10 protein-coding genes are annotated in these 13,965 nt (G+C 63.3%); all 10 read right to left on the minus strand.

Annotation, left to right across the window (positions count from 1 at the left end; all coding sequences use genetic code 11):
• Positions 1-22: 22 nt before the first annotated feature.
• Positions 23-2,503 carry a tetratricopeptide repeat protein gene (locus VPH40_RS08635; RefSeq protein WP_328573204.1) on the minus strand — a complete coding sequence of 827 codons (2,481 nt, stop codon included), beginning with the start codon at positions 2,501-2,503 and terminating at the stop codon, positions 23-25.
• 19 nt (positions 2,504-2,522) lie between these two features.
• Positions 2,523-3,128: a toll/interleukin-1 receptor domain-containing protein gene (locus VPH40_RS08640; RefSeq protein ID WP_035820738.1), complete on the minus strand. Its 606-nt coding sequence runs from the start codon at positions 3,126-3,128 to the stop codon at positions 2,523-2,525.
• A gap of 283 nt (positions 3,129-3,411) precedes the next feature.
• Positions 3,412-5,466 (minus strand): ATP-dependent DNA helicase, encoded by a 2,055-nt coding sequence (locus VPH40_RS08645; protein WP_442906627.1) that lies wholly within the window; start codon positions 5,464-5,466, stop codon positions 3,412-3,414.
• A gap of 43 nt (positions 5,467-5,509) precedes the next feature.
• Positions 5,510-5,710, minus strand: a complete 201-nt coding sequence (locus VPH40_RS08650; protein ID WP_034752051.1) for a YdcH family protein — start codon at positions 5,708-5,710, stop codon at positions 5,510-5,512.
• Positions 5,711-5,848: 138 nt separating this feature from the next.
• A complete protein-coding gene (locus VPH40_RS08655) occupies positions 5,849-6,574 on the minus strand; it encodes a hypothetical protein (protein WP_328573205.1) in 726 nt (241 codons plus the stop codon).
• A gap of 19 nt (positions 6,575-6,593) precedes the next feature.
• Complete coding sequence (gene zapE, locus VPH40_RS08660; RefSeq protein ID WP_099667077.1) at positions 6,594-7,691, minus strand: cell division protein ZapE; 1,098 nt, start codon at positions 7,689-7,691, stop codon at positions 6,594-6,596.
• A gap of 70 nt (positions 7,692-7,761) precedes the next feature.
• Positions 7,762-9,192, minus strand: coding sequence for a dihydrolipoyl dehydrogenase (gene lpdA, locus VPH40_RS08665; RefSeq protein ID WP_034752057.1), 1,431 nt, complete (start codon positions 9,190-9,192; stop codon positions 7,762-7,764).
• On the minus strand, positions 9,182-9,559 hold the full coding sequence (locus VPH40_RS08670; protein ID WP_077407361.1) for a PspC domain-containing protein: 378 nt from the start codon (positions 9,557-9,559) through the stop codon (positions 9,182-9,184). The genes lpdA and VPH40_RS08670 overlap by 11 nt, the downstream gene beginning before the upstream one ends.
• Positions 9,560-9,653: 94 nt before the next feature.
• Entirely contained in the window at positions 9,654-10,910 is a 1,257-nt protein-coding gene (gene odhB / locus VPH40_RS08675) for a 2-oxoglutarate dehydrogenase complex dihydrolipoyllysine-residue succinyltransferase (RefSeq protein ID WP_328573206.1), read from the minus strand.
• A 117-nt stretch (positions 10,911-11,027) separates the two neighbouring features.
• Complete coding sequence (locus tag VPH40_RS08680) at positions 11,028-13,880, minus strand: 2-oxoglutarate dehydrogenase E1 component (protein WP_034789088.1); 2,853 nt, start codon at positions 13,878-13,880, stop codon at positions 11,028-11,030.
• Between the last annotated feature and the right edge of the window lie 85 nt (positions 13,881-13,965).

The raw sequence follows: 13,965 nt of genomic DNA on the forward strand, positions 1-13,965 counted from the left end.
CGCGCGGACATGGCGCGCAGCATCAGCGCTGCTCGATGCGCGCCTCGGACAAGGCCCCTTCCAGCGCCTGCACTTCATCCTCCTGCAAGGCCAGCAAGGCATTCAAATCGCCTTGCAATTTGTACATCCTTTTCAGCTGCGCCATGCCGCGCCGGCGCAGCTTGCCCGGCACGCCCGGACGCAGCAGGCAAGACTTCAAATGTTCGGCCAGTTCGCCCGCCTGCGCATACTGTTCGCGCTCGATCATGCCTTGCAGCATAGAAATCATGCTGGCCAGGGTCTCCGGCTCGGCCCCTTCATGCCCGTTGGCGCGGCCGGCCAGGATGGTTTCCTGCAAATGCCGCGCGCCGTCCAGCACGCTGTCCGCATGTCCCGTGACAGGTGCGTTCAAGAGCCGGTCACTGCCGCTGAGGACGGCGTCTTCCAGCAGGCGCGCCGCCGCGCTGTCGCCCTGCTGCTGCAAGGTGCCGGCCAGTTGCGTCTTGCTGTGCAAGGTATCGAGGTGGTCTTCGCCCAGCAGGCGCGCATGCACTTCCAGCACCTGCTCCTGCACGCTGCGCGCCGCATCGAGTTCACCGCGCCGCAGCAGCGCCTCGGCCAGCTTGCGCTGGCTCATCAGGGTTTCCGGATGATCGAGCCCGTGCGTGCGCTCGCGCGCCGCCACCTGGTCTTCGTGCAACTGGCGCGCGCCGGCCCAGTCGCCCTGCCCGGCCACGATGTCGGCCAGCAAATCGCGCGTGGCCAAGGTGGCCGCGTGGTCGCTGCCCAGGCGCCGCTCCTGCGCCTGCAGCACGGCAGCGAACAGGCGCCGCGCCCCTTCCAGGTCGCCTTCGCGCCCCAGCGCCTGCGCCAGGGCCAGCTTGCTGCGCAAGGTATCGCCATGCTCGGCGCCAAACAGGCGCTCGCGCGCCGCCACCACCGTGGCCAGCACTTGCTGCGCCTGCGCCAGCCGGCCCATGCGCAGCAAGGTGGCGGCGCGGCCATCCATCGCTTCCAGGGTCAGCGGATGCTCGCCGCCCAGCTGGCGCGCATAGCTTGCCAGCACCGTATCCTGCAGCAGCAGCGCCGCCGCCAGTTCGCCCTGCAGCAACAGGGTTTTCGCCAGGCAGGCCCGGGCGGCCAGGGTATCTGGATGTTCGCTGCCCAGCACGCGTTCGCGCACGTCGAGCACGTCTTCTTCCAGGAAGCGGGCTTCCTCGAGCTTGCCCAGCTGGCGCAGCAGGCGCGCCATGCCGCTCTTGCACGCCAGGCTGTCGGGATGTTCCTCGCCCAGCAGGCGCACGCGGATCTCGACGCTCTGGCGGAAGGCATCAAGCGCCTGCCCGCTGCGCCCATCCTTGCGGTACAGCTCGCCCAGGCGCGCCAGGTCGCGCGCCAGCGGCAGGGCCACGGCGCGGCCCGGTTCGGCCTGCAAGGCCTGGCGCGCTTCGCTGATGGCGCCCAGCAAGGCGATTTCACGGCTCGATTGCCATGGGAAGTAGCCGCCCGTCAGCCAGTGCAAAAAGGCTTCGAAGGTGCGCGTGAGGGAAAAGCGGTCGCCGCCCTGATCGATGCGCACGGCCAATTGCTCGCCGTAGGCAAAGGTTTTCGTCTGCTGCAGCTGGACTTCGTCGAAATAACTGTCGAGGGCGATCTGCGGCAAGCCGTAGGAAGTGCGCAGCAGGCGCTCGAACATGGGCTGGAAGCCGGCGATGCCCTTATGCGCATCGCCGCGGCGCCACTCGGCGCGCTGCGCCCCGTCGCCCATTTCTATGCGCGAGGGCAAGGGGTACACGAGCAGCGGGCGCTGTTCGTCTTCATGGCTGCGGCGGTACTCGATGGCCCGCGTGACGAGCGCGTCGACGCCCTCCAGGCTTTGCCGGTTCGGCGTGAAGACCACCACCAGCTTTTTCGGCAGCAAGGTGGTACAGATGCCGGCGCTGTCCGTGCGGCCCGTGCGCGAATCGACCAGCACGTAACGGAAATGCTGGGCCAGGGTATCGGCGAAGCAGCGGAACAGGGCCGGGCAGCTGTCGAACAGCTGATCCCAGCGCATCTGCGCCAGGCGCTCGCTGTAGCTGGCGTCGAAGCGCCCCGCGCGCATCAGGTACAGCGGACTGCCCTGGTCGACGCGCACCACGTATTGCTGCCAGTCGATGGCCTCGAGCACGCGCTGGGCCAGCGCCGCGTCCTCGCGCCCCCCATCTTCCCGCTCCCTGGCCTGCGCGCCGGCGCGCGCGCCCGCCGTTTCCAGGCTGATGCGCTCGAGCTGCTGGCGGCACGCCTCGAAGAACTCGAGCACGCCCGGTCGCTCCTCGTGCTGTTCGAAATAATGGTGCAGGCCCGGCGCTTCCATGTCCCAGTCCAGCATCAGCACGGGCACGCTGGCGTTTTCGCGGCGCGCCAGCAGCACGGCGATGTTCGACAGGGCCATGGTGCGGCCGGTACCGCCCTTGTAGGAGTAGAAGGTGACGACTTCGCCAGGGGCGCTCAAAGGCGGCAGGGAGAGGCGTTGGCATTCCATGACAGGACCTTTTACGTGATTAACGTGGAAAGTGGGGAGGCGGAATGGCGCGCCATTCCGGCGGAATAGCGGGCAACACGAAACGGCTGCAATCGTGGCCGGGCGGTGTTGACCGCTTGAGCAAGTGGTAATGCGTGGCGATGCGCTGCACGATGCGTTCGATGTCGGGCAGGTATTGCGGATTCGATTTCAGGTCGCCGCTGGCCAGGGTATAGCCGGAAAAATCGACGTACAAGCCCGATTCCGTGATTTGCGGCGGCAAGCCGTCCGGATGGCGCGTCATGATGATGGGAATGATCAGGTGGCTGGGCAAGTCGTACCAGGCGCGCCGCTCCTGCTCGATCAGCTGCATGGCGGCAAATTCGCGCCGCGTGTAGCCGTGCGCTTCATATTTAGGCGTGTACAGCACGATCATGCACACGCTCTGGCACATGGCGCGCGCCACGCGCAAGTCGATATCGTCGCCGCCGCCCAGCTGTTCGCTGTCGATGAACAGGACTTCCTCGCGGTCCAGGTGCGGTTCCAGATAGCAAGCCAGCGCCTCGATGAGGTCATTCTTGAACTTGTTCATGAACGCATATTGGCCGTGCGCGTAGCTCAAGAAACAGCCGTAGCGGATCTCCATGGCATCCCCCTGTTCCCCGTGCGGCCCTGCCATCGCCGCGCCTTGACCCTGCAAAGCATGAGCTCACTGTAGACCGCTCGGCAACAAGCCTGTTTGCGCTGGCGCAAAGATGTGTCTGGCGTCCTGGACATGAGGAAAAATGCCAGAAACTGGCGCGATCGCGCCGATTCCTGGCATGCCGGGCGCGCAAGCGGGCGCCGCGCGAAAAACGCCATGTGATTGATAACAAAGGGAAATATGCCGGCGCGCGGATGGCGCCGGCAGGCAGGACTTAAGCGAGGACTTAAGCGCCCTTGGCGGGCAGGTTGCGGAAGAACTCCACCACTTCGGCGGTGTCGCGCGTGCGCTTGAACGGCGGCAGGCTTTGCCAGATGCGCTTGCCGTACGGTTTGGAAATGAGGCGCGGATCGCAGATCATCAGCACGCCCCGGTCGCCCTCGTCACGGATCAGCCGGCCCGCGCCCTGCTTCAGGTTGATGATGGCTTCCGGCAGCGAATGGTGCATGAAGCCGTTCTTGCCCTGCTTTTCCATCACTTCGATGCGCGCCGCCAGCACGGGATCGTCGGGCGGCGCGAACGGCAGCTTGTCGATGATCACGAGCGACAGCGCGTCGCCGCGCACGTCGACGCCTTCCCAGAAACTCTGGCTGCCGATCAGCACGCCATTGCCGGCCGCGCGAAACTGGTCCAGCAATTCCGTACGGCCCTTTTCTCCCTGCACGAACAGGGGGAAGTTCAGGCCCCGCTGCTTGAATTCGTCGGCCAGGCGCTCGGCCGCGCGCTTGACGGCGCGCAAGGTGGTGCACAGGAAGAAAGTGCGCCCGCCCGCCGCCTCGATGATGGGCAAGGCGCAGTCGATGACGGCATCCGTGTAGCCCAGCGAGTTCGGTTGCGGCAGGTTTTGCGGCACGAACAGCAAACCTTGCTCGCCATAGTCGAACGGCGACGGCCACGTATGCGACGGTTCGCCCGTCAAGCCCATCTGTTCAGAAAAATGCTTGAAGTCGTTTTTCACGGCCAGGGTGGCGGACGTGAAAATCCAGCTGCGCGGCGTGCCTTCGCGCTGGTTGTTGAAGATGGGCGCGATCGACAATGGCGTTTTATGCAATTGCAAGGAACTGGAAAACGCTTCCACCCAGAACACGGCTTCCTCGCCGGCCGCAACCTTGGCTTTCGGATCGAACTTCCAGCCGCTCAGCTGCTGCGCCAGCTCGACGCCGCGCACGCGGCACTGCTCCAGCGTTTCCGCCCGTTCCGCCTGGGTTTCCAGCACGGCGACCATGCCGTCGAGCTCATCCTTGAGGGTGTCGAGCGCGGGGAAAAAGTCGCTCGAGGGGGCGATCTGCGGCAAGGACAGGCGCACGATATCCTGCGGGAAGGTCAGGCGCAGGTCGCGCGCCGCCTTTTCCACCACCGTGACGGTTTTGGCCCAGTCGATGCCGCGCGCATGCGCAAGGCCCTCGGCCAGCACGTCGCGGCACAGCTCCAGGATTTGCGACGTCGACACCGTATTGCCAAAAAACAAAGTGGCCGTATCGGGCAACTGGTGCGCCTCATCGAATATGATGGTGTTGGCCGAGGGCAGCAATTCCGCCACGCCCGTATCCTTCAGGGCCACGTCGGCAAAGAACAAGTGATGGTTGACCACCACCACGTCGGCCTGCTGGGCTTCCTTGCGGGCCTTCATGACGAAGCAATCCTGGTAATACTGGCACTCGGCGCCCATGCAGGTGTCGCGCGTGGACGTCACCAGATTCCAGATCATGGCGTTTTCCGGCACCTTGGTCAGCTCGGCCTTGTCGCCCGAGCTGGTCATCTTGATGAAGCGCGAAATTTCGCGCAGGTGGCCCACGTCGTCGCGCGACGTCATGCGCCCGTTTTGCAGGGTGCGTTCCAGGTGATAGTGGCAAACGTAGTTCGAGCGCCCCTTCAGCAAGGCGACGGACACGGGCGCCTGCAGCGCGGCGCGCACGGTGGGGATATCGCGCAGGAATAGCTGATCCTGCAAGTTTTTGGTACCGGTGGACACAATGGTCTTGCCGCCCCACATCAGGGCCGGCACCAGATAGGCGAAGGTCTTGCCGGTGCCCGTGCCCGCCTCGGCGATCAGGGTCGTCTGGCTGTCGATGGCGCTGGCGATGGCTTTCGCCATTTCCGTTTGCGAACGGCGCGGCTTGTAGCTGCCCACGGCCGGACCGAGCGGGCCGCCGGCGCCAAACAGGCGCTCGATGTCGGCATCGTGCTTGCCAGGCGGCGCCTGGAGCTCGGCGGGCAGACTGGCTGGCAGATCGGCAGGCTGGCCATCTGGGCTTGCGGGCAATAAATTGTGATCGGTCAAAATATACTTAGGTGAAGGCTGGACTGGACGCTGCTGGCGCCCCTCAGGCGGGAACGTCGGGCACCAACTGCATTTTCAGCAAGGTGATGTGATCCTTCAATTGCAATTTGCGTTTTTTCAGGCGGCGCAGTTGCAGCTCGTCATGGTGGCCATCGAGTATCAGCAACTCGATGACGGCATCGAGGTCGCGGTGTTCCACGTTGAGTTCAATCAGGCGCCGCTCTATTTGCTGTGCATCGCTCATGTGTTGCGTTCCAGGCAGTGTTGGTAACGGTGTTGGGAAACCGGCGCGCGCAGCGTACGCAGGCAGCCAGTGGGCGTAGTTTAACCTGCCGCGCAGCTTAGGGCACGCCCTTTCCGGCCTGCCCCCTGCGCGGCAGCGTTATTTGGCCGGCGGCACAGGCACAGGTACAGCAACGGCCGGCGTGCTGGCAGCGGCGGCCGCCGCCTTGGCAGCCTTAGCCTGCGCCTCGGCCTGACGCTCGGCCAGGCGTTGCGCCACCCGTTTCTGGCGCGCCACGGCGTCAGACTGTTTTTTCGAATAGGCTGCTTCGCGGGCGGCGCGGCGCGGGGCCTCGGCAGCGTCGGCGGCGGCCTGTTTCGCCACCTTCGCCGCGTGCTCAGCCTCGCGCTCGGCCACGCTCTTGCCTTCCGGCTTGGGCGGCGCCGGCTCGGGCGCGACCACTTTCACGGGCTTGGGCAAGGCCGCGGCACGCTGTTCGGCGTCCAGGCGCGCACTTTCCTGCGTCCGGGCCAGGTCGATATCGCGCAAACGCACGGACTCGGCGCGCTTGAAGTAATTCGCTTCCGCTTCGACGGCGCGCAGGCGCACGAGGATCAGGCGGCGCTTTTCCTTGGCCTTGTCCAGGCAGTTATTCACGAAAAACTTGTCGTAGCACTCCAGTTCGCGCGTGGCAAACTCGTTTTCCGCCGCCGCGCGCTCGCTGGCGACCAGCTTCAGCTTGGCGTCCGCCTCGTCCACCGACAAGGTGGCGGGCACCTGCGGCGCGCCGACCTCATCCAACGCCGCGGCACCCTGGTGCGCGCAGGCGGACAACGCCAGGACCAGGCCCAGCGCCGCACCCAGCTTGTATAGTGTATTTGCCATCATGTTCCTTATCCCTGCCTCAAACGATCGCGTCGGCCGCGCCGCGCTGTTCTTTTTCCATGTATTCGCGCGATTGCATCTCGATGATACGCGAAACGGTGCGGTGAAACTCGTTGGCCAGCATGCCGTTCGTGTACAGCTCATCAGGCGCCACTTCGGCCGACATGATCAGCTTGACCTTCTGGTCATAAAACACGTCGATCAGCCAGGTAAAGCGGCGCGCTTCGGACGACTGCGCCGCCGACATGGCCGGTATGCCGGACAATATCACCGTATGGAAGCGGCTGGCGATTTCCAGGTAATCATTTTGCGAGCGGGGACCGCCGCACAGGGTGGCGAAATCGAACCAGATGATGCCGCCGGCGCGGCGCAGGCAATGGATTTCGCGGCTCTCGATGCGGATGCGCGCGTCTTCGTCGGCCGTCTCGGCGATGCGCGTGTAAGCGTCGCGCAGAGCCTTGTCGGTCTCGGCGCCCAGCGGGGTGTAGTAACTTTCCACCTGTTCCAGCGCGCGGCCGCGGTAATCGACGCCCGCGTCGACGTTCATCACGTCGAGCTTGTCTTTCAGCAGCGCGATGGTCGGCAGCATGCGGTCGCGGTGCAGGCCGTCCGGATACAGCAGGTCCGGGTCGTAATTCGAGGTCATGATGAAGGACACGCCGTTGGCGAACAAGGCCGACAGCAGGTTGTACAGGATCATCGCGTCGGCGATGTCGGAGACGTGGAATTCATCGAAACAGATCAAACGGTATTTCTTGGCGATGCGCTTGGCCACCTCGTCGAGCGGGTCGGCCACGCCTTTCAATTCATCGAGCTGCTGATGCACGCCGCGCATGAATTCGTGGAAGTGCAGGCGCGTCTTGCGCACCAGGGGCACGACCGAGTAAAAACTGTCCATCAGGAACGATTTGCCGCGCCCCACCCCACCCCACATGTACACGCCTTTCGGCACGGCAGGACGGTTCAGCAGGCGCTTGAAGGTGCTCGAGCGCTGGCCCTTGTAGGCCACCCACTCGTCATAGCACAGCTGCAGGCGGTCGACCGCGCGCCGCTGGGCGGCATCGGCCTTGAAATCACGCTTCTGCAGCGCGTGCTGGTAAAACTCTTCTACGTTCATGGGATTCGCTTTAACGCACAGGGGCGCCGGCGGAAAAAATCCGCGAGCGCCCCCGTAGGACTAACTACAATTAAAAGTTCAACGTGCGCTTGTCAACCGCCAGTGCCGCTTCCTTGGTCGCTTCCGACAGGGATGGGTGAGCGTGGCAAATGCGCGCGATGTCTTCGGCCGAAGCCTTGAATTCCATCGCCACGACGGCTTCGGAAATCAATTCGGAGGCCATCGGGCCGACGATGTGTACGCCGAGGATTTCATCGGTCGTCGCATCGGCCAGGAATTTCACCATGCCCGAGGTGTCGCCCAGCGCGCGCGCACGGCCGTTGGCCATGAACGGGAAGGTACCGGCCTTGTAGGCGATGCCTTCGGCCTTCAGGGTTTGCTCGGTCTTGCCGACCCACGCGATTTCCGGCGAAGTGTAGATCACCCAGGGAATCGTGTTGAAGTTGGTGTGACCGTGCTGGCCGGCGATACGCTCGGCCACGGCAACGCCTTCTTCTTCCGCCTTGTGCGCCAGCATCGGGCCGCGCACGACGTCGCCCACTGCCCACACGTTCGGCAGGTTGGTCTTGCAGTCGCCGTCAACGGCGATGAAGCCGCGTTCGTCCAGCTGCAGGCCGACCTTGTCGGCACCCAGGCCATTCGTGTTCGGCGTACGGCCGATCGAGATGATCAGTTTGTCGAACACGGCTTTTTGCGCTTCGCCCTTGGCGTCCACGAATTCCACGGTGACGTCTTTCTTGCCTGGCGTGATCGCACCGATCTTGCAACCGAGGTTGATCTTCAAGCCTTGCTTGGTGAACAGCTTCGACGCTTCCTTGGCGATCTGCTCGTCGACAGCGCCCAGGAAGACCGGCAGGCCTTCCAGCACGGTGACGTCGGAACCCAGGCGGCGCCAGACGCTGCCCATTTCCAGGCCGATCACGCCGGCACCGATGACGCCCAGCTTGGCTGGTACGGCGTCGATGGCCAGTGCGCCCGTGTTCGACAAGATCAATTTCTCGTCGAAAGGTGCGCCCGGCAGTTCGCGCGCGTTCGAACCCGTGGCGATGACCACGTGCTTGGCCGTCAGGGTTTCGTTGGCTTCGCCCGTCACGCTAATGTCATACGTGCCAGCGGCAGCGGCAGCGAACGCGGCGCGGCCGTGGAAGAAGGCGATCTTGTTCTTCTTGAACAGGTACAGGATGCCGTCGTTGTTTTGCTTGACGACGGTGTCTTTGCGCTTGAGCATCTGGCCCAGGTTCAGCTTCAGGCCGGCGACGTCGATGCCGTGCTCGGCGAAGCTGTGGCCCGCGTGTTCGAAATGCTCGGACGATTGCAGCAGCGCTTTCGACGGGATGCAGCCGACGTTGGTGCAGGTACCGCCTGGAGCGGCGCCGCCCTTGGCGTTCGACCACTCGTCGACGCAAGCGACGGAAAAGCCCAGCTGCGCTGCGCGGATGGCGGCGATGTAGCCGCCAGGGCCCGCACCGATGACAACTACGTCAAATTGTTTAGTACTCATGTTTTGTTATTCCAATCTCTTCGTCTGGTACGAAAATCCACAATAGAAGGTAAATCACCACGCCGAAGCCGAAGGTCAATGTAAACAGGACGAAGACGAGGCGCCAGATCCACGCTTCCATGCCGGAAGCGCGACCCAGGCCGCCGCACACGCCGCCGAGCCAGCGGTCGTTGCGCGACCGGCGCAGGCGGTTGAATTCCTGCACCAGGTCGTTCGCGGGGCCGGAAGCGGCGCCGGACGCGTTGTCCGGCTTGTCCAGGTTGATATTGCTCAGGAGCTTGGCTTTCGCTTGCGCGAATTCCGCGTCGCTCAGGGCACCTGCCAGGTGCAACTCGTGCAGACGCTTGATTTCTTCAGAGACGTTCATGGGAATCCTCTTTCATTGAGATCAGCCAGCTGCGTCTTCTGGCAAGGGGTATCAGCTACATTGCCCCGGCGGCTACGCCGGGGGACTACAGTGCTTACAGGTCCAGCAGCAGGCGTGCAGGATCTTCCAGCGCTTCTTTCATCGCCACCAGGCCCAGGACGGCTTCGCGGCCGTCGATGATGCGGTGGTCGTAGGACATGGCCAGGTAGTTCATCGGACGCACCACGATCTGGCCGTTTTCGACAACTGCGCGGTCCTTGGTCGCATGCACGCCCAGGATGGCCGATTGCGGCGGGTTGATGATCGGGGTCGACAGCATGGAGCCGAAGGTGCCGCCGTTCGAGATCGAGAACGTGCCGCCCGTCAGGTCGTCCAGGGTCAGCTTGCCTTCCTTGGCTTTCGCGCCGAATTCACCGATTTTTTTCTCGATGTCGGCGATCGACAGCTGGTCCGCGTTGCGGATGATAGGCACGACCAGGCCGCGTGGCGAACCGACAGCGATGCCGATGTCGAAGTAGCCGTGGTAGACGATGTCGTTGCCGTCAACGGAGGCATTGATGATCGGGTACTTTTTCAGCGCGGCGACGGCGGCCTTGACGAAGAAGGACATGAAGCCCAGCTTGACGCCGTGCTCTTTCTCGAACTTGTCCTTGTACTTGTTGCGCAGGTCGATGACCGGCTGCATGTTCACTTCATTGAACGTGGTCAGGATGGCGTTCGTCGATTGCGATTGCAGCAGGCGCTCGGCGATACGTGCGCGCAGGCGGCTCATCGGCACGCGCTCTTCAGGGCGGTCGCCCAGGCTGGCGGCCGACGGCGTGGCAACTTGTTGCAGCGCTGGCTTGGCAGCGGCTGGCGCCAGTGGCGCGACAGCTGGCTTGGCGGAAGCGGCCAGGGCGTCGCCCTTGGTCACGCGGCCATCCTTGCCCGAACCGGCGACGTCGCCAGCGGACAGGCCTTTTTCGGACAGGATCTTGGCGGCGGCAGGCATGGCGACATCGCCTTTGGTCGCAGCGGCTGGCGCGGACGCGGTAGCGGTGTCTTGTGCGGCAGCAGCCAGGGCTGGTGCAGGCACGGCCGACACTTCCATCGGGCTGACCTTGGCCGAGCCGTCGGTGTCGATGATGGCGATGACTTCGCCGGCGACGACGGTAGCGCCGTCAGCCTTGATAATTTGAACGATCACGCCAGCGGCTGGCGCCGGCAGTTCCAGCACCACTTTATCGGTTTCGATATCGATCATGTTTTCGTCGCGCGCAACTGCTTCGCCGACTTTCTTGTGCCATGCCAGCAGGGTCGCTTCTGCAACCGATTCCGACAACTGGGGAACTTTGACTTCGATTTGTGCCATGTAAAACTCCGTTTATTTTGTTATTGCGGCGCCGCCCCTGCGTAGCAAGGGCGGCGCTCCGTCACGATGTATGCGAACAGGCGCCATGCATACGCACGGCACCCGTCATCCTGCCACTTACTTGGTCAGGATAAAACCCTTCAGCTTCGAGAATGCCGTTTCCAGCAGATCTTTTTGCTGGGCGTAGTGCTTGTCATAGTAACCGACAGCAGGCGACGCCGAAGCAGGACGGCCGGCGTAAGCCAGACGCTGACCCGATTCCAGGCCTTCGAAGATGTTGTGCTGGATCTGGAACCAGGCGCCCTGGTTTTGCGGCTCGTCCTGCGCCCAGACGACTTCGACCAGGTTCGGGAACTTCTTCAGTTCAGCAGCGAACGACTTGTGCGGGAACGGATACAGCTGTTCCAGGCGCACGATGGCCGTGTCGGTCTGGCCGCGGGTCTTGCGTGCGTTGACCAGGTCGTAGTAGACCTTGCCCGAGCAGGCGACCACGCGCTTGACTTTCTTGGCGTCGATTTTGTCGTCGACTTCGCCGATGACGGTCTGGAAACCGCCCTTGGCCAGGTCGGTCAGCGGCGAACCGGCATCCTTGTTGCGCAACAGCGACTTCGGCGTCAGGATGACCAGCGGCTTGCGGAACTGGCGCACCATCTGGCGGCGCAGCAAATGGAAGATCTGCGAAGCCGTCGTCGGCTGCACCACTTGCATGTTGTTGTCTGCGCACAGCTGCAGGAAGCGCTCCGGACGCGCGGACGAGTGCTCGGGACCCTGGCCTTCGTAACCGTGCGGCAGCATCATGACCAGGCCCGAAGCGCGGCCCCACTTCACTTCGCCGGAGCTGATGAATTGGTCGATGACCACTTGCGCGCCGTTGGCGAAGTCGCCGAACTGGGCTTCCCAGATCGTCAGCGTGTTCGGTTCGGCGGTCGAGTAGCCGTATTCGAAGGCCAGTACGGCTTCTTCGGACAGCACCGAGTCGATGACGGTGAACGGCGCCTGGTTGTCCGACACGTTTTGCAGCGGAATGTAGGTACCTGCATCCCAACGCTCGCGGTTCTGGTCATGCAGCACGGCGTGGCGGTGCACGAAGGTGCCGCGGCCGGCATCCTGGCCCGTCAGGCGGATGGCGTAGCCGGATGATACCAGCGATGCGTAGGCCAGGTGTTCGCCCATGCCCCAGTCCAGGTTCATTTCGCCACGGCCCATGGTACCGCGGTCGCCCAGTACTTTTTCAACCAGCGAGTGGACCTTGAAGTCTTCCGGCACGGTGGTGATGCGGGTGGCCAGGCGTTTCAGTTCCGTCATCGGAACGGCGGTGTCGGCCGAATCGGTCCATTTCTTGTTCAGGAACGGCAGCCAGTCGACGGCGTACTTGTTCTTGAAATTCGAGATGACCGGATCGACGGTGTGCTTGCCGGCGTCCATGGCGTCGCGGAAAGCGGCCACCATCTTGTCGCCACCATCGGCAGGAATCACGCCTTGCGCTACCAGCTTGTCCGCGTACAGCTTGCGGGTGCCTGGATGCTGGCCGATCTTCTTGTACATCAGTGGCTGCGTCAGTGCCGGCGTATCTTGCTCGTTGTGGCCAAGCTTGCGGTAGCAGATGATGTCGAGGACGATGTCCTTCTTGAATTCCATGCGGTAGTCGAGCGCGATCTGCGTCGCCAGCACCACGGCTTCCGGATCATCGGCGTTGATGTGCAGGACCGGTGCTTCGATCATCTTGACGACGTCCGAGCAGTACAGGGTCGAGCGGGCATCGCGCGGATCCGAGGTGGTGAAACCGATCTGGTTGTTGATCACGATATGCACCGTGCCGCCGGTATGGTAGCCACGGGTTTGCGCCAGATTCAGCGTTTCCATGACCACGCCCTGGCCGGCGAATGCGGCATCGCCGTGCACCAGGATAGGCAGCACTTGGGCGCCTTGCGCGTCGCCGCGGCGATCCATGCGGGCCTTGACGGAACCTTCGACCACAGGGTTGACGATTTCCAGGTGCGACGGGTTGAACGCCAGCGACAGGTGGACCGGGCCGCCTGCGGTGGAGATGTCCGACGAGAAGCCTTGATGGTATTTCACGTCGCCGGCAGGCAGGTCGTCGCCATGCTTGCCTTCGAATTCTTCGAACAGTTCCTGCGGCGCCTTGCCCAGGGTGTTCACCAGCACGTTCAGGCGGCCGCGGTGGGCCATGCCGATAACGATTTCCTGCACGCCTTTTTCGCCGGCGCGCTGGATGGTTTCATCCATCGAGGCGATGAAGGTTTCGCCGCCCTCCAGGGAGAAGCGCTTCTGGCCCACGTAGCGGGTGTGCAGATAGCGTTCCAGGCCTTCAGCCGCGGTCAGGCGGTCGAGGATGTGGATTTTTTTCTCTGGGGTGAAATTCGGGGTGGAGCGGATCGCTTCCAGTTTCTCTTGCAGCCAGCGCTTTTCGGCCGGGTCGGAGATGTACATGAATTCGGCGCCGATCGAACGCGTGTAGGTATCGCGCAGATAGTTCAGCAGATCGCGCAGGGTGGCGGTCTCGGGGCCAAAATAGGTATTGCTGATGTTGAACACGGTGTCCATGTCCGCATCGGTGAAACCGTAGAAGCTCGGCTCGAGCTCAGGGATCATCGGACGTTCCTGGCGTTGCAGAGGATCCAGGTTGGCCCAGTGCGAACCAAGGTAGCGGTAAGCGGCGATCAGCTGCGTGGCGGCGACGCGCTTGCGGCCCATTTCAGCATCGAAGGAAGCGGTCACGGTGCGGATCGGACCAGCTTTTGCGCGCTCGGCGAACGAGGCGACGACGGAGGCATGCGCCACGTCAGGCTTGTTGGTGCCATCGACGGCAGGCACGTGCTGCATTGCGTCGAAGTAGGAACGCCAGTTATCGGGTACCGAGCCTGGGTTGTTCAGATACGCCTCGTACAGGTCTTCCACGTACGGAGCATTCCCACCGAACAGGTAGGAGTTGGTCGTTAATTGCTGCATATATTGCTCACCTTTCTTCGCGCTTCGCGAGGAATTAGCGGGTTAATCTAACCTTCCGCGACACGGCCTGACCGGTTAGCGGATT

This window comes from Janthinobacterium sp. P210005 (assembly GCF_036231865.1).
Taxonomy (GTDB): Bacteria; Pseudomonadota; Gammaproteobacteria; order Burkholderiales; family Burkholderiaceae_D; genus Janthinobacterium; species Janthinobacterium kumbetense.